The following is a 26360-nucleotide window of genomic DNA, read 5'->3' on the forward strand; positions in this document are numbered from 1 at the left end:
TGCCTCAATTATTTATTAAAATTATGTGAACAGATTCAACATAACTAAAAATAGCAAGATCGAACAGATCATTATTTTTAGCAGGGGTAAATGCGAGGGCACCTTTTTGCATCGTGTATACAAGCACGCACTGGCATGATATTTCTGAAAGGCACATCACAACCAGGACATAACCATCCGTCAGGCAGAACAATGAACTCAACTCTACGCCGCTCCACAGGAGCGCTGCTGGCGTCGTCGCTCCTGTTGACCATCGGACGCGGCGCGACGCTTCCTTTTATGACCATCTACCTCACGCGCAAATACGCAATGACGGTCGATTCCATCGGCTATGCCATGACTATTGCGCTGACCATTGGCGTTATTTTTAGCCTTGGATTCGGCATTCTCGCGGATAAGTTCGATAAGAAACGCTACATGCTGCTGGCGATTGTTGCGTTTATCGCCGGATTTATCGCGATTCCACTGATCAATAGCGTCACTTTAGTGGTGCTGTTCTTTGCACTGATCAACTGCTCATATTCCGTATTCGCAACCGTCCTGAAAGCCTGGTTCTCTGACGCCCTGTCATCCACGGAAAAAGCGCGGATCTTCTCCCTGAACTACACCATTTTGAATATCGGCTGGACGGTCGGGCCACCGCTCGGCACGCTACTGGTAATGTACAGTATCAATTTACCCTTCCTGCTGGCCGCTGTCTGTGCTGCCTTACCGTTGGTGCTGATTCAACGTTACGTCCAGCACATACTCATCAGCGAAAGTGAACAAACGCCGGCGGCGTGGGATCCGTCGGTATTACTCCATGACAAAGCGTTGTTATGGTTTACGCTATCGGGTCTGCTCGCCTCTTTTGTAGGTGGGGCGTTTGCTTCATGCCTCTCACAATATGTGCTGGCAGTTGCAGACAGTGTTTTTGCAGAGAAAGTGGTCGCGGTGATTCTGCCGGTGAATGCCATCATTGTCGTCACACTTCAGTATGCGGTGGGGCGCCGGCTCAGCGCCAGGAATCTGCGCCCGCTCATGACGCTGGGCACCGTTTGCTTTGTGCTGGGCCTGATCGGATTTATGTATTCCGGAAACAATTTGATTTACTGGGGACTCGCGGCGGCGGTGTTTACCCTTGGCGAGGTTATCTATGCGCCCGGCGAATATATGTTGATTGATAACATCGCCCCGCCGGGCATGAAAGCCAGCTACTTTTCCGCCCAGGCGCTGGGCTGGATGGGCGCCGCGCTGAACCCCATGCTCACGGGGCAAATTCTTACGCACATGCCACCCGCCTCGCTGTTCCTGATTTTAATTACCGCGATCGTCATCGCCTGGGCTTTGGTGCTGAAAGGCATGAATGCCAGCGGCGGGCGGAAAGCGCTCACCGCGCAGTAACCCTCATCCTCAGCGCGTAAGTGTTGCGCGCTGAGGTGTGCCGGCAAATTCATATCCTTCATCCTGCCAGCCAGTCATCCCGCCGATCATCACTTTCACCGGACGCCCCAGCAATGCCAGCTTCAGCGCCGCCTGGTCAGCGCCATTACAGTGTGGCCCCGCGCAATAGACCACAAACAGTGTCTCCTGCGGCCACTCTGCCATCCGCTCCACCGTCATCTCGCGATGAGGTAAATGACGCGCACCGGGAATATGCCGAGCGGCAAACATTTCCGGGCTGCCGACTGCATGCAGAAGCACAAAATCCACATCCTGATTACGCATGGCGGCGTGCACATCGGCACAGTCTGTTTCCATACTTAAGCGCTGGCGGAAATGACGCACCGCGTCTTCGGCAGAGGCCACGGCACATTCACTCACATAACTCATAGTCACATCTCCTGGTCTGTGTTAACACTATGTAGTCCCCGCGTCTGCGGGTTCCACTATCGCGAGTATAAACATGGTATTACCTTCAGAGCCGCCAGCATTTCTGACAAAAAAAGACCAGAATATGACAATCACTCACGCCCCCCTGGTAGTCGTGCTGGCCTATGACGGGCTATGTACATTTGAATTTGGCGTTGCGGTTGAAATTTTCGGTCTTCCCCGCCCCGAGATGGGTGATGGCTGGTATCGCTTCGCCGTCGCCGCCGTTGATGAGGGTGAAATGCGCGCGCTTGGAGGTATTCGTCTGGTGACGGATGGCAACCTGGAACTCCTGCAGGACGCTGACACGATTGTTGTGCCGGGCTGGCGGGGCGTGGAAACCCCGGTGCCCGATGCGCTGAGTGACGCCTTGCGTAAGGCTCATGGCCGTGGTTGCCGGATGATATCCATTTGCTCCGGCGTCTTTGTGCTGGCGGCGGCGGGCTTACTGGACGGTAAAAAGGCCACCACCCACTGGCGTTATACCGAAAGGCTTCAGCAGCGTTATCCCGCCATCAATGTGGTTGAGGATGTGCTTTATCTGGAAGAGGATAATGTCATGACATCGGCAGGCAGCGCGGCGGGGATTGATCTCTGTTTGCACGTCGTACGGCTCGATTTCGGCCTTGAGGCCGCAAATGTTGTTGCGCGTCGTTTAGTGGTTCAGCCACATCGTGACGGCGCGCAACAGCAGCAGGTTGCGCGCCCGGTCGCACGTGACCGCGAAAGTCTACGGATGGGCTCGCTGTTTGATTATCTGCACCAAAACATTGCTGAAAGCCATACGGTGGCCTCGCTGGCACAGCATACAGGGATGAGTGAACGTACTTTTTTACGCCGATTTCAGGACGCAACAGGAAAAACACCGGCCCGCTGGCTGTTAGACGAACGTCTTAGCCGGGCCCGGCACTATCTGCTGACAACACGACTCAGTATGGAAAGCGTGGCTGAACGCGTGGGCTTTGGAAACGGTAAGACCCTGCGTCGTCATTTTCAGCAGCATCTGGCAAGCAGCCCGCTCGCGTGGCGGAAAAAATTCACGGGTAGCGGTGAATAATCGTATTTCTGGCAAAAAAAACCGTCAGATAACTGACGGTAAAATGCTTGCATGGATAGATCTGTGTTTTTGGTTAGTACAACCATTCGTAGACATCCCTGGTCACGACGGCTGTTGCTAAAATCATCCTAGCACTGGCTTCCTCAATGAAAGCTAAACGACAAATACGTCATTCAGCGTATTTGTTTTCCAGCCTTTTTTGCTTTTGCAGCAGGCAGTGCGATCCGCCCACATTCTGCCAGACCGTGATTCCTGTAAATTTTGATTTTCAGGCGTGTTTGACCAGGTCACACCACGGCGAATTTTACGCATACTTTTTTTCATACTACCCTCCGGTAGATTGTCGAAATTTAATCCGTTAACTCAACAAGTTACGAGTCAATAGTAACAGCCTGAATGGCGAGTTACTTCAATAAATGCGCTTATTTGTAAAGACGGTGTGAGGAAATGCACGAATACTAAAGACATAGATATCAACTTCAGACACCTACCGATTATGTCGGGTTGTCGTGAAATTCATCTTGCGTAAGATAGCCAGCGTTATCTTCCTTCAGGGTTGATAATGAGAATGCATAATTCATTGTCAGATTTAGCCCGCCTTCCCCTGTGCGGGCTTTTTTTATGTCTTTATCACAAAAACGGACAACAAAAATAAAAAACATTTGATACACAGACAGATTAATTATAATTCGGATGAATAACACTACAGGGAGGTTGTCGTGTTTGAATCACATTTAAATATTTTTATCAAAGCGGTGTTTGTCGAAAACATGGCGCTCAATTTCTTTTTAGGGATGTGCACATTTCTGGCAATTTCTAAAAAGATCGACATCGCCTTTCGCCTGGGACTTACGGTGACGGCGCTACTTACCGTAGCGACGCCCATCAACAATCTGATTTATACCCATCTACTGCGAGAAAACGCGCTGATTGAGGGTGTGGATCTGAGCTTTCTCGATTTCATCACCTTTATTGGTGTTCTGGCTGCGCTGGTACAAATTCTGGAAATGGTGCTGGATCGCTTTCTGCCTGCTTTGCATCACACTCTGGGGGCGTTCCTGCCATTACTGACCATTCACTGTGCCATCTTTGGCGCGACTATTTTTATGGTTCAGCGTGAGTATACGTTCGGGGAGTCCATCACTTACGGTGCCGGATGCGGCCTCGGCTGGATGCTGGCACTGGTGGCTCTGGCAGGTATTCGCGAGAAACTGAAATACGCCAATATGCCAAAAGGCCTGCGCGGGCTGGGCAGCGTGTTTATTACTGCTGGGCTGATGTCGCTGGGGTTTATGTCGTTTTCGGGGATATCGCTTTAGGCAAACTCCCCCCTCACCCTAACCCTCTCCCCCTGGGAGAGGGGACCGATAGTGCCAATCCTCAGGGTAAGTGCGGTTTTCTCCCTCTCCCTGTGGGAGAGGGCCGGGGTGAGGGGCCATACTACTCACTCAACCCACGATTCTTGAGCATCGGTTCAATCAGTGGATCGTGTCCGCGCCAGTCACGGTACAACGCTTCTAAATCGCTGCTATTGCCGCGCGACAATATGGCCTTGCGGAAACGTTCACCGTTTTCACGGGTTAACCCCCCCTGCTCCTCAAACCAAAGATAGCCGTCATCGGCCAGCATTTGCGTCCATAAATAAGCGTAATAGCCTGCTGCGTAGCCCCCGCCAAAAATATGGGCAAAATAGCTGCTTCGGTAACGTGGAGGAACCGCGGCGAGAGCCAGATTTTCCTGCTGTAAGGCCTGCGCCTCAAACTGCGCCACGTTCTCTGGAATAGACTGCGTTGTCACCGTATGCCAGTTCATATCCAGCAACGCCGCGCTCAGCAGTTCCGTCATGTCATAGCCTTTATTGAACTTCGCGGCGCGGAATATCTTGTCGCGCAAGGCTTCCGGCATCGGCTCGCCCGTTTGGTGATGGCGGGCATAATGGGCAAATACCTCAGGATGGCTGGCCCAATGTTCGTTGATTTGTGACGGAAACTCGACAAAATCACGCGGTGTACTGGTGCCGGAAAGTGTGGCATAGCGCTGACTGGCAAACAGGCCATGTAGCGCGTGACCAAATTCGTGGAACAGCGTAATGACGTCATCCCAGGAGATGAGCGCACTGTTGCCAGCGGTCGGTTTAGAGTAGTTACAGACGTTATAAATCACCGGACGCGTATTAAGCAGCGTGGATTGCTGAACGAAGTTATCCATCCACGCCCCGCCGCTTTTACTGTCACGCGCAAAGAAATCACCGTAAAACAGCGCCATTCCTTCACCATTTTCGGCGAAAATCTCCCAAACGCGCACGTCGGGATGATAAACCGGAATATCAAAGCGCTCGACAAAACGAATGCCAAACAGTTGGCTGGCCGCCCAGAACACGCCATCAATCAGTACACGGTCGAGTGCGAAATAGGGTTTGATTTGCGCTTCATCAATCGCGTATTTCTCGCGACGAACCTGCTCAGCGTAATAGAGCCAGTCCCAGGCCTGCGCTGCAAACGGCGCGGGCTGAGAATCAATAATCTGCTGAATATCCGCCAGTTCTCGCTCGGCGCGTGCCCGGGCGGCGGGAGCGATTTCACGCATAAAATGCAGCGCTGCGTCCGGCGTTTTCGCCATCTGATCGGCCATACTCCAGCTGGCGTAATCTGCAAAACCTAACAGGGCCGCCTGTTTCGCGCGAATATCAACCAGCTTCAACACCAGCTCGCGAGTGTCGTTTTCATCACCCTTTTCTGTGCGTGACCATGCCGCGTTAAACAGCTTTTCACGCGTTTGCCTGTCGCGCAAAGACGCCAGCAACGGCTGCTGAGTCGTATTCAACAAAGGAAGCAACCAGCTGTTATGCAGCCCGCGATCCTGTGCCGAAACCGACGCCGCGGCTAACTCCTCCGCATTCAGGCCATCAAGCTCAATGGGTTCCTCGATGACCAGCCCTCCTGCTTTTGTGGCCGCCAGCAGGCGCTGATGAAACTGGCTGCTGAGGGTAGCAGACTGCGTATTCAGCGCTTTTAATTGCGCTTTTTCATCCGCGCCCAGGGTGGCTCCGGCCAAAATGAAGCGCTGATAAATGACCTCCACAAGACGACGTGACTCCGCATCCAGAGACAATTCATCACGTGACGTCCAGACCGCCTCTACACGATTAAACAATGCATCATCAAGATAGATATCGTTTGCAAGATCGGCCAGCTCAGCCGAAAACTGTTCGTCGAGACGCTGAATCTCATCATTTGTGTGTGCCGCAGCCATCGCAAAGAAAACGCTGGTCACGCGGGTCAGCAATTCGCCGCTTTTCTCCAGCGCAATGAACGTATTCTCAAAGCTCGCTGGCTCCGGGTTATGTGCGATAAGGCTAATTTCCTCGCGTTTACGTTTAACACCTTCGTTAAACGCCGGGCGATAATCGCTGTCGCTTATCAAATTAAATGGGGGCGCCTGATACGGCAGCGTACTGGCGGCTAAGAATGGATTGGTGGTCAACATGTTCAACTCCTTGAGATGCTTTCCCTTAGAGTAGGCAACCCCTGGAAAGACCGCAATCACTTCCCGCGATGGAAAGGAGCATGCTATCGTAATAACACACAAAAAGCGTTGAGGAACAGAGAGATGATCATACTGGTTACCGGGGCAACGGCAGGTTTTGGTGAAAGCATTACGCGTCGTTTTGTCGCCAATGGACACAAAGTGATTGCCACAGGACGCCGCCAGGAGCGCCTGCAGGTGTTAAAAGAAGAACTCGGAGACAGCGTGCTGACTGTGCAGCTTGATGTGCGCAACCGTGCCGCAATTGAAGAAGCGCTGAGCCAGTTACCTGCTGAGTGGCAGGCGATTGATATCCTGGTAAACAACGCCGGGCTGGCGCTGGGCATGGAACCGGCGCACAAAGCCAGCGTAGAAGACTGGGAAAACATGATCGACACCAACAACAAAGGCCTGGTGTACATGACCCGCGCCGTGCTGCCTGGAATGGTTGAGCGTAACCGCGGGCATATTATCAACATAGGCTCCACCGCAGGTAGCTGGCCATATGCAGGTGGTAACGTTTATGGTGCAACCAAGGCATTTGTGCGTCAGTTCAGCCTGAATTTACGTACCGACCTGCACGGTACCGCCGTTCGCGTAACCGATATTGAGCCGGGTTTGGTCGGCGGTACCGAGTTCTCTAATGTGCGTTTTAAAGGTGATGATGCTAAAGCAGATAAAACCTATGAAAACACCAACGCACTGACCCCGGAAGACGTGACTGAAGCCGTCTGGTGGGTGGCGACCCTGCCGAAACATGTCAACATCAACACCGTTGAAATGATGCCGGTTAGCCAGACTTACGCAGGCCTGAGCGTTCACCGCCAAAAATGATGCTTTTAGCCCTGCCCGACGCCCGTCGGGTATGGGCTCAGCAGTAAAAAAAGCGTAAAATAGAGGCCAAAATCAGCGAATAAGAATGAGTCAATGGCCGCCGAAACACAACTGAATCCGACACAACCCGTCAACCAGCAAATTTATCGCATTCTGCGCCGCGATATCGTGCATTGTTTGATTCCCCCTGGAACGCCACTTTCTGAGAAAGAGGTGTCGATGCGCTTTGAGGTTTCACGTCAGCCGGTTCGCGAGGCGTTTATTAAACTGGCGGAAAATGGTCTGATCCAGATTCGTCCTCAACGTGGCAGCTATGTGAACAAAATATCGTTGTCTCAGGTACGCAACGGCTGTTTTGTGCGTCAGGCGATTGAATGTGCGGTGGCGCGCCGGGCGGCGACAATGATCACCGATAAACAGCTTTATCAGCTGGAACAAAATCTTCACCAGCAGCGCATTGCCATCGACCGTCTCCAGCATAATGATTTTTTTCAGCTTGATGATGAATTTCATCAGTTGTTATCCCTGATTGCCGATTGTCAGCTGGCATGGGATACCATCGAGAATATAAAAGCGGCGATCGACCGGGTACGATATATGAGCCTTGACCATGTCTCTTCCCCGGATATGCTGCTGGCTCAGCATCACGATATATTCCATGCGCTGGAAAAACGCGACCCTGATTTAGTGGAAAAAGCGATGACGCTGCATTTACAGGAGATTAGCGAATCTGTGCAGTTAATTCGCCAGGAAAAACGCGACTGGTTTAGCGAAGAGTAACAAAAAGCCTTCACTCACGAGTGAAGGCTTTTACGTTTTTCAGGATCCTCTGACAACCATGGTTGGTATTGCGGCGTGACGCAGAATCGACTCGGCATTAGAACCCAGCAAATGGGTTGTGCGACCGGGGCTGCGGGAGCCGATAACGATGGCATCGTAACCCTCTGTTTTACTCATCGCGATTATCTCATCGCGGATGTTGCCAAACCGCACTTCGGTACGCAGCCGCGAGGCGGGAATATCCAGCATCTTCATCAGCCGCTTCATTTTAATTTCCGACTCGTTCGACATAAACGAATTGAACTTTTTGATGTCGGAGGCAAAACCGCGTAATAACGAACGACTGCTGTTGGGCAGTACATTAACCAACGTGATTTCCCCCTCGTCACCCGCCAACCAGGCTGCGTGGCGCAATGCTTTGTCACTTAAATCCATTTCAAATACATCTACAGGCATCAATATTTTTTTGTACATGGCCCGATCTCCTTATTCCAGAGGAACTGTATTGCAGCAAGGTAACAATGCCATAATTAAACTAAACAAAACAACAATAATCACAATGCTAAATAATTTACCTTTGCAAAGGTTCGTCCATTATTTCAACTACTCTTATCTAGCGTGTAGTTATGTATACGCCCTCACTCCCTTAAAAAAATCGTGTAATTGATCAAAAACAATTTAATTTTTTAGGGATAGGCGTATTTATATACCCCGTCGTTGCCACATCCTATTTTGTAACCGGCTTCGATGTGAAAGAAAGGAGAACACCATGATGACTTACGATCGTAACCGCAATGCAATTACTACTGGCAGCCGTGTAATGATTAATGGTACCGGGAAAACCGGCACTATCAAGGCGATTAAAGCAGACGGCATGACACCTGACCAGGTGCGCCGCAGCAAAACAGTTGAGATTGAAGGTTGTGACGGACAGTTCGAGCCGATTGAGCTTATTCGTCTCGGCATGCACTAATTAGTGGTGTCATTCGGGTGGCCTTATTCCAGGGTCGCCCGAAAATAATTTTCCAGTCTGCGTTCTATTCCCCGATGTAAATGTTGTGCCTGCATTTTGCCGGATGGCGCTACGCTTATCCGGCCTACGAAGAAAGTGCGTATCCGTAGGCCCGGTAAGCAACGCGCCACCGGGCAACCTATCGCATCAGGCGTTGGCAAATTCTGCAACCGTCGCCTTCGCACCTTTCGCCAGTAGCGACAGATAAGCCTTCGTCACCTGCTGAACAAATTTCGCTTCAAGCGGCAGTTCTTTACCGAAAATAGCTTCGATCCCCAGCAGCGCTTTCACGCGGGCTTCTCCCTCTGCGCTTTGCGCAACGGTCGTCTGAATCACCGACAGCAGCGGGTCGCACACTTCGATCGCTTCGCCCTGCTCGTCCACGCCGCCAACGTAGCGCATCCAGCCCGCAACACCCAGCGCCAACAGATTGAAACTGCTGTTATGAACCAGGTGCCAGCGAACGGAATCCAGCATACGCTGCGGTAACTTCTGGCTACCGTCCATCGCAATTTGCCAGGTACGGTGACGCAGCGCGGGGTTAGTGTAACGCTCGATCAGCAGATCGGCATAACGGGAGAGATCCACGCCCTGTACTTTCAGCGTTGGCGCCTGCTCTTTCAGCATCAGGTCGTGCGCGGCACGGCGATAGTTCTCGTCACCCATGCAGTCATTAATATGCTGATAGCCTGCAAGGTAGCCGAGATAGGCAAGGAATGAGTGGCTGCCGTTAAGCATACGCAACTTCATCTCTTCAAACGGAATCACGTCGCAAACCAGTTCCGCCCCCGCTTTTTCCCACTCGGGGCGGCCAGCAACGAAGTTATCTTCAATTACCCACTGGCGGAACGGTTCGCAAGCCACGCCTGCCGGATCGCGCACGCCGGTCAATTGTTCAATTTTATCCAGCGTATCGGCAGTGACCGCCGGAACAATTCGGTCAACCATGGTAGACGGGAACGTCACGTTCTGTTCAATCCACGCCGCCAGATCTGCGTCCACTGCGCGCGCGTAAGCAGTAACAACATTACGCATCACGTGACCGTTTTCCGGCATGTTGTCGCAGGACATGACGCTGAATGCCGGCAGCCCTGCCGCTTTGCGGCGTGCCAGTGCTTCAACAATCACACCCGGCGCAGATTTCGGCTGATGGGGGTTTTCGATATCTGCAGCGATAAATGGATGATCGAGCATCAGTTGCCCGGTCGCCGGAGAGTGGCAGTAGCCTTTTTCGGTGATTGTCAGGGAAACAATCGCCACCAGCGGCTCACACATTTTCGCAAGCACGGTTTCCAGACCATCGACCTGCGCGTGCAAGGCTTCTTTGACCACGCCAACTACGCGCGCAGTCCATGCGTCGGCAGACATCTCTGCCACGGTGTATAAATTGTCCTGGTTCTTCAGATCGGCAATCTGCTGCTCGCCGCCAATCAGGTTAACTTCGGTGTAACCCCAATCACTGCCGTGCTCCGTGGCAAGGATATCTGCATAGATAGCCTGATGAGCGCGGTGAAAAGCGCCAAAGCCAAGATGAACAATGCGCGGCACCAGTTTGCTGCGATCAAAAGTCGGGAGTGTTGCCTTAGCGGTTAATAGCTTATTTTGCATCTTTTTGACTCACTGTAGAGAACGTTGATTGCCATACTAGATTAACGAGTTCAATGGGTGTGTTTTTGATTTGAGTTAACTTATTGGCGATTGGTATGACATGATTTTTAAGTTGTGTGACAGGATTATAATTTTGAGATAAGCACGCCGCGTGAGCAGCGTGCTTTTGTTGTCAGATCATTTGCCCAGCGGCTCTCTGCTTCTTGTTTAGAGTGACATCCGCAGCATCATGTAGCAGGCTCAAATCACGGTCGCGAACTTCTGGCATGAGTAGCGCGGAGATAAAGCCGATGAGTGAATAGCAAATAATCATAACCACAATCGGCATCCATGATCCTGTCATATTACAGAAAATCCCTGCCAGAAGTGGGCCGAATCCAACAGCAACCAGCCCTCCTAACTCTTTTGAAATCGCCATTCTCGTAAACCGGTTCTTCGAACCGAACATCTCTGCCATCGTGATGTTTTCAAGTGCGAATAATCCCAACACGGCAAAATTATGAATAATGATGATGGAGGCCATAATCATACTCACGCTATAGCTTTTATCGACAATGATCGCCAGCATAGGATAAGCCAGAATCATCGCGGAGAAACTCAAGAGCATATACGGGATCCGTCGACCATATTTATCCGACAACCAGCCTAACAATGGTATTGTCAAAAAGCCCAGAATCGAACTTATCATTAACGCATCGGTAGGAATGGCTTTATCAAATAACAGGGTTTGTACGAGATATCCTGCAAGGAAGGTCTGAATCAGACCTGAATTTCCCGCTTGACCGAAACGCAGCCCTGTCGCCAGCCAAAATGATTTACTGCGGAACATTGCCCCCACGGAATTTTCAGTCGTAACGGCTTTATTGGGTGCGAGTTCTGTATCATTAACCTTTTCGAATACCGGGCTTTCTTTAAGATTGAGCCTCAGCCAGATAGCAAAGATCATGACAACCACACTAGCGAGGAACGGAATACGCCAGCCCCATGCCACCAGTTCTTCACGATCCAGGACAAAGAACATAAACGCCCAAATTGCCGTCGCGCTTAAGGTGCCACAGTTTGTCCCCATCGCCACCAGCGACGAGATAATGCCACGTCTGCCTTTTGGCGCATATTCGGCAAGCATCGTTCCTGCGCCAGAAATCTCGGCTCCCGCTCCCAGCCCCTGAATAATACGCAGTGTGACCAATAAGACGGGTGCAAAAATACCAATTTGCGCGTAAGTCGGCAGCACGCCAATAAGCGTCGTACAGATGCCCATCATGGTGATAGTAATAAACAGAACTTTCTTTCTGCCTACTCTGTCGCCCATTTTCCCAAAGATAAAAGCACCCGCTATGCGTGCGATATATCCTGCACCATAGGTACCCATTGCCAGAATCAACGCCATTGCCGCCGATTGTTCCGGGAAAAAGATCTCATGAAATACGAGTGCCGCACCCAATGAGTAAAGCTGGAAATCCATAAACTCCAGGGCAGTTCCGAGCCAACCGGACAGAGCAGCTCTTACGAGGTCAGAGGTTGTTCTTTCATGTTTTATTTGAGTCATAGCGTTCATCTCTAAACGTTAGGATGCGTACAACTTAATCGCATGTTAATTATTTTTATTTATTGAAGGTTAAAAGAACCTTACAGCACGATTTTTGATCTTTCTCGAATAACTCTATGGCCTCAATGACGTGTGTGTAATTAAAGCGATGAGTGATTAATTTATCAGGGTCAATAAGTCCATTTTCCAACCAATTCAATACCACAGGAAATTTATTAGCATTAAGTCTTGAGGTATAAATAGAGATCTCCTTCCCGGTCATGCCCTGCTGAACTACGGTGGATGGCTCGCTGGAAAATCCCATCAATACGACCCGTGCTGCGGGTGATGCCAGCGTAATGGCCTCCTGTAATATTGATGGATGGCAGGCAGCATCAACGATCAATGTCGGCTTGATCCCCTTTTCCTCAAGTAACGACGGCAATGACAGCGTACTGTTATTAATTACCCAGTCCGCACCATTCTTTTCCGCCATAACTAATCGTTCATCAATGCGATCAACCACAATAACCTGCTTGACCTGGTAGACATTTTTTAACGCCTGCAAGGTCGTCAACCCCATCGGGCCAGCGCCATAAATGAGCGCGATATCCTCTTTACGGGGTTCCACCTGGCCGGTGACATTCGCCGCAATAGTGAACGGCTCGACCATAACCGCGTGGTGATCGGCAATCGTCGGGGCAACAGCCCAGGCATTTTTCGCTGGCACGACAGCATATTCACTGAATCCACCATCACGATGTACGCCGAGAACAACCAGTGATGTACAGACATTAGGCTTGCCCACTGAGCAGGGATAACAATGACCACAACTGATAACCGGATCGACACATACTCGTTGCCCGTGAGATTTATCCGTTACCCCTTCACCTATAGCATCAATGACCCCAAAAAACTCATGGCCAATGACGCGTGGGTATTTCGCGAAAGGATTATGCCCACGGTAAATATGGCTATCTGAACCGCAAATACCTGCCAGACTTATTTTGACACGCACTTCCCCCACACCAGGAACAGGCAGTAGACGTTCTTCAATCACAAGTTCATTGGGTCGCTGAACAACAATACTTTTCATTTTTTATTCCTTACTCACCAATTCCACAACGTGCCATCTTCCAGACGTGCTACCGGCAAATACGCCGGGTCATACGGGTATTTCGCCGCCAGCTTTTCATCGAACTCAATACCCAGTCCTGGCTTCTCACCCGGATGCATGTAGCCGTTATCAAAAGTCCAGTTATGCGGGAAGACTTCCAGCATTTGCTCGGAATAACCCATATATTCCTGCACGCCAAAGTTAGGCACCCACAGGTCGAAATGCAGTGCCGCAGCCATGCAGACAGGCGACAGGTCGGATGGCCCATGAGAGCCCGTGCGTACCTGATAAAGTGACGCAAAATCAGCAATACGACGCATCCCCGTGATACCGCCAGCGTGGGTGATTGTGGTGCGGATATAATCAATTAACTGCTCTTCAATCAGTTGCTTACAATCCCAGATGCTGTTGAAAACTTCGCCAACTGCAATAGGCGTTACCGTATGCTGACGAATCAGGCGGAAACATTCCTGATTCTCCGCCGGAGTCGGATCTTCCATCCAGAACAGTCGGTAGTCTTCCACGCTTTTACCGAAACGCGCGGCTTCTATAGGCGTCAGGCGATGATGCATGTCATGCAGCAGGTGTTCGTCAAAACCGAACTTGCTGCGCACGGCATCGAACAGCTTCGGCGTGAAATCGAGATATTTTTCGGTCGACCATAGCTGCTCTTCCGGCCATTGCCCTTTGGTTGCTGGTTCGTATGCCAGCCCTTTTCCTTTTGACATACCGTAGGTCGTTTTCATGCCCGGCACGCCGCACTGTACGCGGATAGCCTTAAAGCCCATCTCTTTGTGGCGTGCGTAATCTTCCAGCACGTCATCAATCGTGTGGCCCGTGGTATGGCAATAAACCATCACGCCTTCACGCGACGCGCCACCGAGCAACTGATAAAGCGGCATATTTGCGGCTTTTGCTTTGATATCCCATAGCGCCATATCCACAGCGGAAATCGCCGACATGGTCACCGGGCCACGACGCCAGTAAGCGCCTTTATAAAAGAACTGCCAGATGTCTTCGATGCGGTGTGCATCGCGGCCAATCAACTGTGGGCACAGGTGATCTTTCAAATATGAGGCAACGGGAAGTTCTCGTCCGTTCAACGTGGCATCGCCGTAACCCACAAGCCCCTCAGACGTGGTGATTTTCAACGTGACAAAATTTCGCCCCGGGCAGGTAACAAAAACTTCAGCTCCTGTGATCTTCATCTCTAATCCTTACATCTCATCGGTTAATGGCGTTAAGTTACACAACTGAGCTACTACCATACAAGTATAATGATCAAAAAATGACTATCACGATCACAAAAAATTAGTACCCGATACGGTTGTGTTTGTTGGCAAAGGGCAGAACTTCATGCCGGATGCGGCATTACGCCTTATCCGGCCTCCGGTTCAGGAATCATCCCCGGCCCCATCCCGCCACAATAATCAACATGCCGCAAAACGCCACGCCTGCGCCTGCCCAGTCATACATTGAGAGTTTGACGCCATCCACCACCCGCAGCCAGATCAGCGCAGTAAGAATATACACACCACCATACGCCGCGTAGACTCGCCCGCTGGCGGCAGGATGCAGGGTCAACAGCCAGACAAACATCGCCAGTGCTAGTGCGGCAGGAATAAGCATCAACGGCGTCGCACCACGTTTTAGCCATAACCAGGGCAGATAGCAGCCAAGGATTTCACACAGTGCCGTCGAAAAGAAAAGTAAGGATGTTTTTAACATGATTATCGCAGCGTTAAGATGGGTTGAACGATGATACGGGATAATCCGCTGTAGGCGACCCTATATTTCCCGTGGGTATGCCGCCGAAACGAGTTGTAGTAAACTGTTATCAGTTTTCGTTACGCCAAAGGAACCTGCAATGAATATGACATCTGGCAAACGCCTGTGCCTGACGGCGATGCTGGCACTGAGCGCCGTTATGTATACCGCGTCCTCTTCTGCTAATACCAGCAAACTGATTATTGAATCGGGTGATAATGCCCAGACGCGTCAGGATGCCGCGATGGATAAAGAGCAGTGGAACGATACGCGTTCGCTGCGTAACAAGGTCAATAACCGCGTCGAGAAAGAGTGGGATAAAGAAGATGCCGCTTTCGATGCACGTGATAAGTGCCAGCAAAGCGCTAACGTAAACGTATACTGGGAACCGAATACCCTCCGCTGCCTTGACCGTCGCACGGGCCGCGTCGTTAACCCCTAGTTGTTAACCTGGAGTTGTTGGGCGCGTTTGCGCCCTTTTCCCCTTTTTATCCCATTGTCAGCCTGAAAGGATTTCACATGAGTGACGCCTGTAACGTCAGACTTCGCCCGCTCGAACGCGAAGACCTCCGCTTTGTCCACCAGCTCGATAACAACGCCAGCGTCATGCGCTACTGGTTTGAAGAGCCCTATGAAGCGTTTGTTGAACTCTCCGATCTTTATGACAAGCATATTCACGATCAAAGCGAACGTCGTTTTGTGGTGGAGTGCAACGGTGAGAAAGCGGGCCTGGTCGAATTAGTCGAAATTAATCACGTACACCGTCGTGCGGAATTTCAGATCATTATTTCGCCAGAACATCAGGGTAAAGGGTTAGCCTCGAAAGCCGCAAAACTGGCAATGGACTACGGCTTTACGGTGCTTAACCTCTATAAGCTTTACCTGATTGTCGATAAAGAAAACGAAAAAGCGATTCACATCTACCGCAAACTCGGTTTTATGGTGGAAGGCGAACTCATCCACGAATTCTTTATCAACGGCGAGTACCGTAATACCATTCGTATGTGTCTGTTCCAGCATCAATATATGACCATGCACAAAACACCGGCTCCCGGGTTGCTGAAACCGACGGCTCAGTAATACTCAATCACATTTTTAATCGTATAACGGAGCGTGACCGCCGGGTTCACGCTCATATCTATCACCTCAAGGTCGCAGCTAACCGGATTATCATGCCGGTCATAATCACAACTCTGTTTTACGTTGCCAACCGGCTGTTTATTCAGCAAGCTGACCGAGGTGTAATCGAGCTTTTTACGCGGATCGTCTGACGGTGTAGATAATATCGCCAGCGTATTTCCTTTCGTCAGCGACGTTTTACCCAGCGGATACCCCTCGCTGTCATATTGATAATTTACTTCACGCTCTTTGCTGAGTGATTTCACCACAAAGCCGTCGTCGTTTGTTTCCCACGCAACGCCTGCGGACGGCAATTCCGCCAGCTGACATTTTCCCTGCAACCGCACGCGTTTTTCCTGAGTCATGCCATCGACGTAGTAGTTGGCATCCAGCACCAGCGTCGCGCCGGTGTTGTTTTCCAGATCGTGAAACTCCAGCACGTCGAAACAGCCCTCTTCAGACATCTGTCCGCTCACCCGCTTTGCCACCTCGCCCTTCTCATTCATGAGGGTCTGGCTAAAGTCTTTAACAGGCCCACGCAGCGGATCGAAATCGAACTCATTAGAAAAGCTCGCCATTTCAGGGGAAAACGCCTCAGGCGAGTCATTTTTATCGCAGGCTGCAAGTAGCGCTATCAATGGGGTCAGCAACAGAAGTCTCTTCACACCGGGATCCTTTTTGGGGAATTTTCTCAATCATATTAGCAAATACAGTTATTTACACTAGCTTTGCTATACTTGATTTACATTTCAAAAAGGAGATTGCCATGAGATCTTCACGCTGGTTACTCGCGTTACTGTTGGCCGGAGCCGCAGCGCCCGCGCTGGCAGCCCCTGACTCATGTGAACGTGTCAGGAGTGATATTCAACAAAAAATCATCAACAACGGCGTTGCCGAAAGCGCGTTTTCACTGGATATCGTGCCTAACGATCAGGCCGATCAGTCAGGCGCTCAGGTTGTTGGCCACTGCGCCAATGACACCTTTAAAATAATCTATACCCGCAGCGATAACGCCCCTTCCAGCGACGCACAGTAACGTCGTATTCTTCATCAAATATTATCCCTGGTTTGACCAGGGATAATTATTTCCTACCTCTTAATATGTATGATCCGCTCACCATTAGCCGGTATTTAATTTCGCGTTGAAATTAATTAGTCAAAATAATAATGGAGTGAGCGATGTCAACAACGGAATCTCCCGCCGGGATAAGCCGACGGACGCTTATCAAATCCTCAGCCGCAGGCTCACTGGCCCTGGTCGCTGGGGGATTATCTCTTCCTTTTGCCTTACGCCCTGCCGCCGCCGCGGTTTCATCCGCGATCCCGCCCGAAGATAAAGTTGTTTGGGGCGCCTGTTCTGTTAACTGTGGCAGCCGTTGCGCTTTGCGTCTGCACGTGCGCGATAACGAAGTGACTTGGGTTGAAACCGATAACACCGGTGACGATATCTACGGCGATCACCAGGTCCGCGCCTGTCTGCGTGGGCGCTCGATTCGCCGCCGGATAAACCATCCGGATCGCCTCAATTACCCCATGAAGCGTGTAGGTAAACGCGGCGAAGGCAAATTTGAACGCATCAGTTGGGATGAAGCGCTCGATACCATCAGCAACAGCCTGAAAAAAGTGGTGCAGGAATACGGTAACGAAGCGGTGTATATCAACTACACCTCCGGGATCGTCGGCGGTAATATCACCCGCTCTTCACCCTACGCCTCGTTAGTCGCCCGTTTGATGAACTGCTACGGCGGTTTTCTCAGCCACTATGGTACCTACAGTACCGCGCAAATCGCCGCCGCGATGCCGTATACCTACGGGTCAAACGAAGGCAACAGTACCTCCGATATCGAAAACACCAAACTGGTGGTGATGTTCGGCAATAATCCTGCGGAAACGCGGATGAGCGGCGGAGGGATTACCTATTTCCTTGAGCAAGCGCGTGAACGCTCAAATGCGCGCATGATCGTTATCGATCCTCGCTATACGGATACCGCAGCAGGGCGTGAGGATGAGTGGATCCCCATCCGCCCCGGCACGGACGCTGCGCTGGTGGCGGGTATCGCCTGGGTGTTGATTAACGAAAACCTGGTTGATCAGCCTTTCCTTGATCAATATTGCGTCGGCTACGATGAGAAAACCCTGCCGGAAGGAGCCCCCGCTAACGGGCATTACAAGGCGTATATTCTCGGCCAGGGCGAGGATGGTATCGCCAAAACCCCGCAGTGGGCCTCGCATATTACCGGCATTCCGGCGGATCGCATCATTAAGCTCGCTCGCGAAATTGGCACCGCCAAACCCGCTTATATTTGCCAGGGCTGGGGGCCACAGCGTCAGGCGAACGGTGAACTGACTGCCCGGGCAATCGCCATGCTGCCTATCCTCACCGGTAACGTAGGGATTAACGGTGGCAACAGCGGCGCGCGTGAATCGACCTACACTATCACTATCGAACGTATGCCTTTACCGGAAAATCCGGTGAAAACGCAGATCTCCTGCTTTAGCTGGACGGATGCCATTGACCACGGCCCGGAAATGACCGCCCTGCGGGATGGCGTGCGCGGAAAAGAGAAGCTCGATGTGCCGATTAAGTTCATCTGGAACTATGCGGGTAACACCATCACGAATCAGCACTCCGATATCAACCGCACTCATGACATTTTGCAGGATGAGTCAAAGTGCGAAATGATCGTGGTGATCGAGAACTTCATGACTTCGTCGGCGAAGTACGCCGATATTCTACTGCCCGACCTGATGACCGTCGAACAGGAAGATATCATTCCCAACGATTACGCCGGGAATATGGGGTATCTGATTTTCATTCAGCCCGCGACTACACCGAAATTCGAGCGTAAACCGATCTACTGGATCATGAGCGAGGTGGCAAAACGACTCGGCCCGGATATCCACCAGCGCTTTACCGAAGGCCGTACCCAGGAAGAGTGGCTCCGCTATCTTTACGCCAAAATGGAAGCCAAAGACTCCGCGCTACCCTCTTATAATGCGCTGAAAAAGATGGGCATTTATAAGCGCAAAGATCCAAATGGCCATTTTGTCGCCTATAAAGCCTTCCGCGACGATCCGCACGCTAACCCGCTGAAAACGCCGTCCGGAAAAATTGAGATTTACTCCAGCCGTCTGGCGAAAATCGCTGAAAGCTGGGAATTGCCAGAAGGCGATGTGATAAGCCCACTTCCCGTTTATGCCTCCACCTTCGAGGGCTGGGATGGCCCGAAACGCAGCCAGTTCCCGCTGCAGCTATTCGGTTTCCATTATAAAGCGCGCACCCACTCCAGCTACGGTAACGTGGACGTATTACAGGCCGCCTGCCGCCAGGAAGTGTGGATAAACCCGGTCGACGCGCAGCCGCGCGGCATTGCGAACGGCGATATGGTGCGCGTCTTCAACGATCGCGGCGAAGTCCGCTTGCCGGCAAAAGTGACACCGCGAATTCTCCCCGGCGTCAGCGCCATGGGCCAGGGCGCGTGGCACGACGCCAATATGGCCGGCGATAAAATCGACCACGGTGGCTGCGTCAATACCCTCACTACGCAGCGCCCCTCCCCGTTAGCTAAGGGCAATCCGCAGCACACCAATCTGGTGCAAATCGAAAAGGTTTAACACGTTTTGCCCGGGTGCAGCTCTTCCCGGGCGTTTTAATTATGGAAAGCAAAAAAGTGAGTCACTATGAAAATCATCGCGCCTGAGGCGCTTATGACGGCGAAGATTAGCCGCCGAAATCTGGTGAAAACCTCCGCGATAGGTGGCCTGGCCGCCGTCAGCAGCGCCTTCACGCTGCCGTTTACCCGCATCGCTCAGGCGGCGGATAAACTGGCACCCGTAGAGGAAAAAGCGGTCTGGAGTTCGTGCACCGTTAACTGCGGTAGTCGCTGCCTGTTACGGCTTCACGTCAAGGACGACACTGTTTACTGGGTTGAATCAGATACCACCGGCGAAGATATTTACGGCAATCATCAGGTTCGCGCCTGCCTGCGCGGACGCTCGATTCGCCGCCGTATGAACCACCCGGACCGTCTGAAATATCCGATGAAACGCGTCGGTAAGCGTGGCGAAGGCAAATTCGAACGCATTTCGTGGGACGAAGCGCTGGATACTATCGGCGACAACCTGAAACGTATTCTGAAAGAGTACGGTAACGAAGCGGTACATGTGCTTTATGGCACTGGTGTTGATGGCGGGAATATCACCAACTCTAACGTTCCTTATCGCCTGATGAATTCGTGCGGTGGTTATCTGAGCCGTTACGGCAGTTACAGTACCGCACAAATCAGCGCCGCCATGAGCTACATGTTCGGCAGTAATGACGGCAACAGCCCGGACGATATCGCCAACACCAAACTGGTGGTAATGTTCGGCAACAACCCGGCAGAAACGCGCATGAGCGGCGGCGGCGTCACCTATTATGTGGAACAGGCGCGCGAACGTTCGAATGCCCGCATGATTGTTATCGACCCGCGTTATAACGATACTGCGGCCGGACGCGAAGATGAGTGGCTGCCGATTCGACCTGGCACTGACGGCGCACTGGCCGCAGCGATCGCCTGGGTATTAATCACTGAAAACCTGGTCGATCAACCGTTCCTCGATAAATACTGCGTCGGCTACGATGAAAAAACGCTGCCTGCCAGCGCTCCGCGAAACGCGCACTACAAAGCCTATATTCTCGGTGATGGCCCGGATGGCATCGCGAAAACGCCTGAATGGGCGGCGCAAATCACCAGCATCCCGGCGGATAAAATCATTAAGCTGGCCCGTGAGATCGGAAGCGCAAAACCGGCCTATATTTGCCAGGGCTGGGGGCCGCAGCGTCACTCCAACGGCGAACAAAACTCGCGTGCCATCGCCATGTTATCGGTGCTAACCGGTAACGTTGGTATCAACGGCGGTAACTCCGGCGTGCGCGAAGGCACCTGGGATCTCGGCGTAGAGTGGTTCTCGATGCTCGATAACCCGGTTAAAACGCAAATTTCTGTCTTCACCTGGCCGGACGCCATCGACCACGGCGAGAAAATGACCGCCATCAACGACGGCGTGCGCGGCAAAGATAAACTCGACGTGCCGATTAAGTTCATGTGGTGCTATGCCAGCAACACGCTTATCAACCAGAACGGGAATATCAGCCGCACCCATGAGATTTTGCAGGACGATAGCAAATGCGAAATGATTGTCGGCATTGAGCATTTCATGACGGCATCGGCAAAATATTGCGACATTCTGCTGCCGGATCTCATGCCGACTGAACAGGAAGATCTGATTTCTCATGAATCCGCCGGGAACATGGGGTACGTCATCCTCGGTCAACCGGCCACCAGCCGGAAGTTCGAACGCCGTCCGATTTATGAAATCTTGTCTGAAATCGCCAAACGCCTGGGCCCGGATGTCTATCAAACCTTCACCGAAGGCCGCACTCAGCATGAATGGATCCAGTATCTTCATGCCAAAACCAAAGAGCGGAACCCGGAAATGCCGTCTTATGAAGAGATGAAAACGCTCGGCATCTTCAAGAAAAAATGCCCGGAAGAGCACTATGTTGCCTTCCGTGATTTCCGTGAAAACCCGGCGGCGAATCCACTTAAAACACCCTCGGGGAAAATTGAGATTTATTCCGAACGTCTGGCTGAAATCGCCCAAACCTGGGAGCTGAAAGAGGATGAGATCGTTCACCCCCTTCCGGCCTATGCGCCAGGTTTCGATGGCGTGAGCGATCCGGCGCGCAAAACCTATCCGCTGCAATTAACCGGCTTCCACTATAAAGCGCGAACCCACTCCAGCTACGGCAATATCGACGTCCTGCAACAGGCCTGCCCGCAGGAGATCTGGATCAACCCGGTCGATGCAAAACCGCGTGGCATTGCCAATGGCGATACCGTTCGCGTCTCCAGCCAGCACGGTCAAATGCTGATCCCGGCGAAAGTCACGCCGCGCATCCTGCCAGGCGTCACCGCCATCGGGCAAGGCGCGTGGCTGAAGGCCGATATGTTCGGCGATCGTCTTGATCACGGCGGCAGTATCAACATTCTCACCTCTCACCGTCCATCGCCGCTGGCGAAAGGGAACCCGTCTCATAGCAATCTGGTTCAGGTTGAAAAGGTATAAGGAGTAACCGATGACAACCCAGTACGGCTTTTATATTGATTCCGCCCGCTGCACAGGCTGCAAAACCTGCGAGCTGGCGTGTAAGGATTACAAAGATTTGGGCCCCGATGTCAGCTTCCGCCGTATTTACGAATACGCGGGCGGCAACTGGCAGGAGGACAACGGCGTCTGGCATCAGGATGTGTTCGCCTATTACCTCTCCATCTCCTGCAACCATTGTGACGATCCGGCGTGCACCAAAGTGTGCCCGAGCGGCGCGATGCACAAGCGCGAAGATGGTTTCGTGGTGGTGGATGAAGATGTCTGCATCGGCTGTCGTTATTGCCACATGGCCTGCCCGTATGGCGCGCCGCAGTACAACGCCGCGAAAGGCCATATGACCAAATGCGACGGCTGTCATGACCGCGTCGCCGACGGTAAAAAACCGATCTGCGTCGAGTCCTGCCCGCTACGCGCGCTGGACTTTGGCCCTATCGATGAGCTGCGTAAAAAACACGGTAATCTGGCGTCCGTCGCACCGCTGCCGTCCGCGCACTTCACTAAACCAAACATTGTAATTAAACCTAACGCTAACGCGCGCCCGACCGGCGATACCACCGGTTATCTGGCAAACCCAAAGGAGGTCTGAAATGGGAAATGGATGGCATGAATGGCCGCTGGTACTCTTCACCGTACTGGGCCAGTGCGTGGCTGGGGCGCTGATCGTCAGCGGACTCGGCTGGTTTGCCATGAAAGATGATGCTGCCGCACGTCAACGTCTGGTGCGCAGTATGTTCTTTTTATGGGTCGTGATGGGCATCGGTTTTCTGGCGTCGATTATGCACCTCGGTTCACCTCTGCGGGCGTTTAATTCCCTCAATCGTGTGGGCGCGTCCGCGCTGAGTAATGAGATTGCCGCCGGATCGATTTTCTTCGCCGTCGGCGGTTTCTGGTGGCTGGTTGCCGTGCTGGGGAAAATGCCGGAAGCGCTGGGCAAACTCTGGCTGCTGGTAAGCATGGTGCTGGGGCTGGTATTTATCTGGGCAATGACCCGTGTTTATCAAATCGACACGGTGCCAACCTGGTATAATGGCTATACGACACTGGCCTTCTTCCTGACGGCCTTCGTCAGCGGCCCGCTGTTTGCCGCCCTGCTACTGCGTGCCGCACGCGTTATGTTCAACGGTGCAACCTTTGCGGCAATCAGCGTTCTCGCGCTGCTGATAAGTATTGCGGTGATTGTTTTGCAGGGCATTTCGCTCGGTGGCATTCACAGCTCCGTACAACAGGCCAGCGCGCTGGTACCGGACTACGGCAGCCTGCAGGTCTGGCGTATCGTGCTGGTTGCCGCGGGTCTCGGCTGCTGGATCTGCCCGCTGGTGCGTCGTAAAGAACCGGCAGTAGCTGGCCTGTTGTTGGGGCTGATTATGGTACTGGCGGGTGAACTGATTGGCCGTGGTCTCTTCTACGGTCTGCACATGACCGTGGGTATGGCCGTTGCAGGTTAACGGATGACACAACTGGTGCGGGGCAACCCGCACTTTTTAGGATGGTTTGAATGACTGATTTTACTCAACACGACGCATTTCCCATGACCGCCCGCGTACTCGGCGCGCTGTTTTATCTTCCGCCGGAAAGCCCGGAAGCCGCGCCGCTGGTTGAGGCGCTGAAAGGCTCGGAATGGCTGACTCAGTGGCCCTTGCCACAAGAGGCTTTACAGCCATTAACTATTAAGTTCAATGCTGAAGCCGAAGAAACGTTATCTGAAGCCTGGCAGCGTTTGTTTGTCGGGCCGTATGCTTTGCCTTCTCCGCCGTGGGGTTCCGTCTGGCTGGATCGCGAATCGGTGCTGTTCGGTGATTCGACCCTGGCACTGCGCCAGTGGATGCGCGAGAACGGAATTCAGTTTGATATGCAGCAAAACGAGCCGGAAGATCATTTTGGCTCTTTGCTGCTGCTGGCCGCCTGGCTGGCGGAAAATGACCAACACGTCCTGTGTGAGCAACTGCTGGCCTGGCATCTATTCCCCTGGACTACGCGTTTTCTGCAAGAATTCGTCGCCAACGCTAATCATCCGTTCTACCAGGGATTAGGTGAATTGGCGCAGCAGACGCTGGCGCAATGGCAGTCTCAGTTACTGATTCCTGTCGCCGTGAAAACCTTATACCGGTAATACCATGGGGGCCGGATAAGGCGTAACCGTTATCCGGCCCAAGGCCATTCGTGACAACGTCACTTTTATTTTTTATTTTTAAGACTATTCTACAAATCCCCCGCAAACCGTTATCCCATATAGCCAACTTACTGATTTCGCTGAAAAGCCTGGAAAAATAAATCGCCCTGTTTCTGGAATGCCTGCTCATCCGTTGCTATAGGTCAAATGTGTCACTGTGAAACATGACGCGTTAATAAAACCTATAACAGGGAGAAACACAGCAATGCAAGCTTCCCCCCTTATGCGCTTTCTGGGCTTTACTGGCGCGATTGTTCTGGTACTGGCGCTCCTCGCCTGGGGCATCGGACTGGACACAATAAAAGCCCGTCAGGTTGACCTGATCTACCTGGGTCAACAACACCTTAAACTCGTCTTTATCTCCATGTTTTTTGCCCTGCTGGTCGGCATTCCCAGCGGTATCCTGTTAAGCCGCCCGGCGGCAAAAGGTATCGCCGAATATGTGATGCAGATTTTCAACGTCGGTAACACGCTGCCGCCGCTGGCGGTACTGGCGCTGGCGATGGTGGTCATCGGGATCGGTGATATTCCCGCTATCGTGGCGCTTTTCCTCGCTTCACTGCTGCCGATTGTGCGTAACACCTATTCCGGCCTGAAGTCAGTTCCGCCTTCGCTGATTGAAGCGGCCAACGGAATCGGCATGACGAAATGGCAACGGCTCTGGCAGGTCGAACTCCCCAATTCCTGGCCGGTGATGCTGTCCGGGATCCGTATCGCAACCGCAATCAACGTCGGTACTGCCCCGCTTGCCTTCCTGATTGGCGCGAGCAGTTATGGCGAACTGATCTTCCCGGGGATTTATCTCAACGATTTCCCAACCCTCATTTTAGGCGCCACGGCTACCGCCCTGTTTGCCCTGATCCTCGATTCTCTGCTCGCCTGGCTTGGCCGCGTACTCAGCCCCCACACAGCCTGAACATAAGGAGCGTGACATGACATTTAAAAAACAGCTGCTGGGATGGTTTAGCGCAACGTTACTGTTTGCCGGAATCGCGCAGGCCGCGCCGATTACCCTGGCCACCAAGAGTTTTACCGAACAGCATATTTTGTCAGCAATGACCGTGCAGTATTTGCAAAAGAAAGGATTTCAGGTTCAGCCACAGACTAATATTGCGACCGTCATCTCGCGTAACGCGATGATCAATAAACAAATCGATATGACGTGGGAGTACACCGGCACCTCACTGATTATCTTTAACCATATCAACAAACGGATGAGCCCGCAGGAGTCCTACGACACGGTAAAACGGCTGGACGCCAAACTCGGCCTGGTGTGGCTAAAACCCGCGGACATGAACAACACCTATGCCTTTGCCATGCAGCGTAAACGTGCGGAGGCCGAAGGCATTACCACCATGTCACAAATGGTGGAGAAGATTGAACATATTCGCCAGACCGACCCGGATAAAAACTGGCGTCTGGGGCTGGACCTTGAATTCGCCGGTCGCAGCGACGGCATGAAACCGTTGCAGGAAGCCTACAACATGCCGCTCGACCGCCCGCAGATCCGCCAGATGGACCCGGGCCTGGTCTACAACGCGGTGCGCGATGGCTTTGTTGATGCCGGGCTTGTCTACACCACTGATGGTCGCGTGAAAGGTTTTGACCTGAAAGTGCTGGAAGATGACAAAGGTTTCTTCCCAAGCTACGCCGTGACGCCGGTGGTGCGTAAAGATGTGCTGGAGGCCAATCCGGGGCTTGAAGAAGCGCTGGATACCCTCTCCGCCCTGCTGAATAACGATGTGATCGCCACGCTTAATGCACAGGTGGATATCGACCATAAAACCCCGCAGCAGGTGGCCCGTCAATTCCTGCAAGATAAAGGCATGCTGTAAGGAG

The 26360-nt window shown here is 52.3% G+C and carries 25 protein-coding genes; 16 read left to right on the forward strand and 9 right to left on the reverse strand.

Annotation, left to right across the window (positions count from 1 at the left end; genetic code table 11):
* The first annotated feature begins 192 nt into the window (after nucleotides 1-192).
* On the forward strand, nucleotides 193-1383 hold the full coding sequence (ydeE, locus tag DBY68_RS03390) for an efflux MFS transporter YdeE (protein WP_108474238.1): 1191 nt from the start codon (nucleotides 193-195) through the stop codon (nucleotides 1381-1383).
* 9 nt (nucleotides 1384-1392) lie between these two features.
* Here ydeE and DBY68_RS03395 read toward each other — a convergent pair whose 3' ends face one another.
* Entirely contained in the window at nucleotides 1393-1812 is a 420-nt protein-coding gene (locus DBY68_RS03395; protein WP_108474237.1) for a rhodanese-like domain-containing protein, read from the reverse strand.
* Between the two features lie 124 nt (nucleotides 1813-1936).
* Here DBY68_RS03395 and ftrA point away from each other — a divergent pair, with 124 nt between their 5' ends.
* The gene (gene ftrA, locus DBY68_RS03400; protein WP_233503872.1) at nucleotides 1937-2908 is read left to right on the forward strand and encodes a transcriptional regulator FtrA; all 972 of its coding nucleotides are present in this window, start codon (nucleotides 1937-1939) and stop codon (nucleotides 2906-2908) included.
* A gap of 719 nt (nucleotides 2909-3627) precedes the next feature.
* The gene (gene nqrE / locus DBY68_RS03405) at nucleotides 3628-4227 is read left to right on the forward strand and encodes an NADH:ubiquinone reductase (Na(+)-transporting) subunit E (RefSeq protein ID WP_108474235.1); all 600 of its coding nucleotides are present in this window, start codon (nucleotides 3628-3630) and stop codon (nucleotides 4225-4227) included.
* A 121-nt stretch (nucleotides 4228-4348) separates the two neighbouring features.
* Here the strand turns inward: nqrE and dcp are convergent, their stop codons facing one another.
* Complete coding sequence (gene dcp, locus DBY68_RS03410; RefSeq protein WP_108474234.1) at nucleotides 4349-6394, reverse strand: peptidyl-dipeptidase Dcp; 2046 nt, start codon at nucleotides 6392-6394, stop codon at nucleotides 4349-4351.
* 123 nt (nucleotides 6395-6517) lie between these two features.
* Between dcp and ydfG the strand changes: the two genes are divergently transcribed.
* Both ydfG and DBY68_RS03420 read left to right on the forward strand, forming a co-directional pair.
* Nucleotides 6518-7267 (forward strand): bifunctional NADP-dependent 3-hydroxy acid dehydrogenase/3-hydroxypropionate dehydrogenase YdfG, encoded by a 750-nt coding sequence (gene ydfG / locus DBY68_RS03415; protein ID WP_108474233.1) that lies wholly within the window; start codon nucleotides 6518-6520, stop codon nucleotides 7265-7267.
* A 93-nt stretch (nucleotides 7268-7360) separates the two neighbouring features.
* Nucleotides 7361-8047, forward strand: a complete 687-nt coding sequence (locus DBY68_RS03420) for a GntR family transcriptional regulator (protein ID WP_108474232.1) — start codon at nucleotides 7361-7363, stop codon at nucleotides 8045-8047.
* Nucleotides 8048-8086: 39 nt separating this feature from the next.
* On the opposite strand, the gene DBY68_RS03425 is transcribed toward DBY68_RS03420, so the two are convergent.
* Nucleotides 8087-8521: a universal stress protein gene (locus DBY68_RS03425; protein ID WP_108474231.1), complete on the reverse strand. Its 435-nt coding sequence runs from the start codon at nucleotides 8519-8521 to the stop codon at nucleotides 8087-8089.
* 295 nt (nucleotides 8522-8816) lie between these two features.
* On the opposite strand from DBY68_RS03425, the gene ydfZ reads away from it, so the two are divergent.
* Complete coding sequence (gene ydfZ, locus DBY68_RS03430; RefSeq protein ID WP_108474230.1) at nucleotides 8817-9020, forward strand: putative selenium delivery protein YdfZ; 204 nt, start codon at nucleotides 8817-8819, stop codon at nucleotides 9018-9020.
* 186 nt (nucleotides 9021-9206) lie between these two features.
* On the opposite strand, the gene DBY68_RS03435 is transcribed toward ydfZ, so the two are convergent.
* From DBY68_RS03435 to DBY68_RS03455, 5 genes are all read right to left on the reverse strand, one after another.
* Nucleotides 9207-10667, reverse strand: a complete 1461-nt coding sequence (locus tag DBY68_RS03435) for a fructuronate reductase (protein WP_108474229.1) — start codon at nucleotides 10665-10667, stop codon at nucleotides 9207-9209.
* A 172-nt stretch (nucleotides 10668-10839) separates the two neighbouring features.
* The gene (locus tag DBY68_RS03440) at nucleotides 10840-12216 is read right to left on the reverse strand and encodes an MFS transporter (protein WP_108474228.1); all 1377 of its coding nucleotides are present in this window, start codon (nucleotides 12214-12216) and stop codon (nucleotides 10840-10842) included.
* 55 nt (nucleotides 12217-12271) lie between these two features.
* Nucleotides 12272-13291, reverse strand: a complete 1020-nt coding sequence (locus DBY68_RS03445) for a Zn-dependent oxidoreductase (protein ID WP_108474227.1) — start codon at nucleotides 13289-13291, stop codon at nucleotides 12272-12274.
* A gap of 14 nt (nucleotides 13292-13305) precedes the next feature.
* Nucleotides 13306-14520: a starvation-sensing protein RspA gene (rspA, locus tag DBY68_RS03450; RefSeq protein ID WP_108474226.1), complete on the reverse strand. Its 1215-nt coding sequence runs from the start codon at nucleotides 14518-14520 to the stop codon at nucleotides 13306-13308.
* A 193-nt stretch (nucleotides 14521-14713) separates the two neighbouring features.
* A complete protein-coding gene (locus DBY68_RS03455; RefSeq protein ID WP_108474225.1) occupies nucleotides 14714-15040 on the reverse strand; it encodes a YnfA family protein in 327 nt (108 codons plus the stop codon).
* 139 nt (nucleotides 15041-15179) lie between these two features.
* Here DBY68_RS03455 and DBY68_RS03460 point away from each other — a divergent pair, with 139 nt between their 5' ends.
* Together DBY68_RS03460 and speG are read left to right on the forward strand one after the other, a co-directional pair.
* Complete coding sequence (locus DBY68_RS03460; RefSeq protein ID WP_108474224.1) at nucleotides 15180-15521, forward strand: DUF1283 family protein; 342 nt, start codon at nucleotides 15180-15182, stop codon at nucleotides 15519-15521.
* Between the two features lie 77 nt (nucleotides 15522-15598).
* Nucleotides 15599-16159, forward strand: a complete 561-nt coding sequence (speG, locus tag DBY68_RS03465; RefSeq protein WP_108474223.1) for a spermidine N1-acetyltransferase — start codon at nucleotides 15599-15601, stop codon at nucleotides 16157-16159.
* Here the strand turns inward: speG and DBY68_RS03470 are convergent.
* Entirely contained in the window at nucleotides 16153-16863 is a 711-nt protein-coding gene (locus DBY68_RS03470; RefSeq protein WP_108474222.1) for a YnfC family lipoprotein, read from the reverse strand. The genes speG and DBY68_RS03470 overlap by 7 nt on opposite strands.
* A gap of 101 nt (nucleotides 16864-16964) precedes the next feature.
* Here DBY68_RS03470 and DBY68_RS03475 point away from each other — a divergent pair, with 101 nt between their 5' ends.
* The 8 genes from DBY68_RS03475 (at nucleotide 16965) to osmX (ending at nucleotide 26356) form a co-directional block, all read left to right on the forward strand.
* Complete coding sequence (locus DBY68_RS03475; RefSeq protein WP_108474221.1) at nucleotides 16965-17234, forward strand: DUF1161 domain-containing protein; 270 nt, start codon at nucleotides 16965-16967, stop codon at nucleotides 17232-17234.
* Nucleotides 17235-17377: 143 nt separating this feature from the next.
* On the forward strand, nucleotides 17378-19813 hold the full coding sequence (ynfE, locus tag DBY68_RS03480; RefSeq protein WP_108474220.1) for a selenate/tellurate reductase subunit YnfE: 2436 nt from the start codon (nucleotides 17378-17380) through the stop codon (nucleotides 19811-19813).
* 66 nt (nucleotides 19814-19879) lie between these two features.
* Nucleotides 19880-22309 (forward strand): selenate/tellurate reductase subunit YnfF, encoded by a 2430-nt coding sequence (ynfF, locus tag DBY68_RS03485; protein WP_108474219.1) that lies wholly within the window; start codon nucleotides 19880-19882, stop codon nucleotides 22307-22309.
* Nucleotides 22310-22319: 10 nt separating this feature from the next.
* Nucleotides 22320-22937, forward strand: coding sequence for a DMSO/selenate family reductase complex B subunit (locus tag DBY68_RS03490; protein ID WP_108474218.1), 618 nt, complete (start codon nucleotides 22320-22322; stop codon nucleotides 22935-22937).
* A 1-nt stretch (nucleotide 22938) separates the two neighbouring features.
* Complete coding sequence (locus tag DBY68_RS03495) at nucleotides 22939-23796, forward strand: dimethyl sulfoxide reductase anchor subunit family protein (RefSeq protein ID WP_108474217.1); 858 nt, start codon at nucleotides 22939-22941, stop codon at nucleotides 23794-23796.
* 50 nt (nucleotides 23797-23846) lie between these two features.
* Nucleotides 23847-24461 (forward strand): Tat proofreading chaperone DmsD, encoded by a 615-nt coding sequence (dmsD, locus tag DBY68_RS03500; protein ID WP_108474216.1) that lies wholly within the window; start codon nucleotides 23847-23849, stop codon nucleotides 24459-24461.
* 265 nt (nucleotides 24462-24726) lie between these two features.
* Nucleotides 24727-25437: an osmoprotectant ABC transporter permease OsmY gene (gene osmY / locus DBY68_RS03505; RefSeq protein ID WP_108474215.1), complete on the forward strand. Its 711-nt coding sequence runs from the start codon at nucleotides 24727-24729 to the stop codon at nucleotides 25435-25437.
* Between the two features lie 16 nt (nucleotides 25438-25453).
* Nucleotides 25454-26356, forward strand: a complete 903-nt coding sequence (gene osmX, locus DBY68_RS03510) for an osmoprotectant ABC transporter substrate-binding protein OsmX (RefSeq protein ID WP_108474214.1) — start codon at nucleotides 25454-25456, stop codon at nucleotides 26354-26356.
* The last annotated feature ends 4 nt before the right edge of the window (nucleotides 26357-26360 follow it).

The sequence above is a fragment of the Pseudocitrobacter sp. RIT415 genome (genome assembly GCF_003057695.2).
In the GTDB taxonomy this organism is placed as follows: Bacteria; Pseudomonadota; Gammaproteobacteria; order Enterobacterales; family Enterobacteriaceae; genus Pseudocitrobacter; species Pseudocitrobacter faecalis.

Excerpts from the sequence above, each read along its gene's own strand:
- ydeE (WP_108474238.1), top strand. The coding sequence starts at position 193 with ATGAACTCAACTCTACGCCGCTCCACAGGAGCGCTGCTGGCGTCGTCG.
- DBY68_RS03395 (WP_108474237.1), bottom strand. The coding sequence starts at position 1,812 with ATGAGTTATGTGAGTGAATGTGCCGTGGCCTCTGCCGAAGACGCGGTG.
- ftrA (WP_233503872.1), top strand. The coding sequence starts at position 1,937 with ATGACAATCACTCACGCCCCCCTGGTAGTCGTGCTGGCCTATGACGGG.
- dcp (WP_108474234.1), bottom strand. The coding sequence starts at position 6,394 with ATGTTGACCACCAATCCATTCTTAGCCGCCAGTACGCTGCCGTATCAG.
- ydfG (WP_108474233.1), top strand. The coding sequence starts at position 6,518 with ATGATCATACTGGTTACCGGGGCAACGGCAGGTTTTGGTGAAAGCATT.
- DBY68_RS03420 (WP_108474232.1), top strand. The coding sequence starts at position 7,361 with ATGGCCGCCGAAACACAACTGAATCCGACACAACCCGTCAACCAGCAA.
- DBY68_RS03425 (WP_108474231.1), bottom strand. The coding sequence starts at position 8,521 with ATGTACAAAAAAATATTGATGCCTGTAGATGTATTTGAAATGGATTTA.
- ydfZ (WP_108474230.1), top strand. The coding sequence starts at position 8,817 with ATGATGACTTACGATCGTAACCGCAATGCAATTACTACTGGCAGCCGT.
- DBY68_RS03435 (WP_108474229.1), bottom strand. The coding sequence starts at position 10,667 with ATGCAAAATAAGCTATTAACCGCTAAGGCAACACTCCCGACTTTTGAT.
- DBY68_RS03440 (WP_108474228.1), bottom strand. The coding sequence starts at position 12,216 with ATGACTCAAATAAAACATGAAAGAACAACCTCTGACCTCGTAAGAGCT.
- DBY68_RS03445 (WP_108474227.1), bottom strand. The coding sequence starts at position 13,291 with ATGAAAAGTATTGTTGTTCAGCGACCCAATGAACTTGTGATTGAAGAA.
- rspA (WP_108474226.1), bottom strand. The coding sequence starts at position 14,520 with ATGAAGATCACAGGAGCTGAAGTTTTTGTTACCTGCCCGGGGCGAAAT.
- DBY68_RS03455 (WP_108474225.1), bottom strand. The coding sequence starts at position 15,040 with ATGTTAAAAACATCCTTACTTTTCTTTTCGACGGCACTGTGTGAAATC.
- DBY68_RS03460 (WP_108474224.1), top strand. The coding sequence starts at position 15,180 with ATGAATATGACATCTGGCAAACGCCTGTGCCTGACGGCGATGCTGGCA.
- speG (WP_108474223.1), top strand. The coding sequence starts at position 15,599 with ATGAGTGACGCCTGTAACGTCAGACTTCGCCCGCTCGAACGCGAAGAC.
- DBY68_RS03475 (WP_108474221.1), top strand. The coding sequence starts at position 16,965 with ATGAGATCTTCACGCTGGTTACTCGCGTTACTGTTGGCCGGAGCCGCA.
- ynfE (WP_108474220.1), top strand. The coding sequence starts at position 17,378 with ATGTCAACAACGGAATCTCCCGCCGGGATAAGCCGACGGACGCTTATC.
- ynfF (WP_108474219.1), top strand. The coding sequence starts at position 19,880 with ATGAAAATCATCGCGCCTGAGGCGCTTATGACGGCGAAGATTAGCCGC.
- DBY68_RS03490 (WP_108474218.1), top strand. The coding sequence starts at position 22,320 with ATGACAACCCAGTACGGCTTTTATATTGATTCCGCCCGCTGCACAGGC.
- DBY68_RS03495 (WP_108474217.1), top strand. The coding sequence starts at position 22,939 with ATGGGAAATGGATGGCATGAATGGCCGCTGGTACTCTTCACCGTACTG.
- dmsD (WP_108474216.1), top strand. The coding sequence starts at position 23,847 with ATGACTGATTTTACTCAACACGACGCATTTCCCATGACCGCCCGCGTA.
- osmY (WP_108474215.1), top strand. The coding sequence starts at position 24,727 with ATGCAAGCTTCCCCCCTTATGCGCTTTCTGGGCTTTACTGGCGCGATT.
- osmX (WP_108474214.1), top strand. The coding sequence starts at position 25,454 with ATGACATTTAAAAAACAGCTGCTGGGATGGTTTAGCGCAACGTTACTG.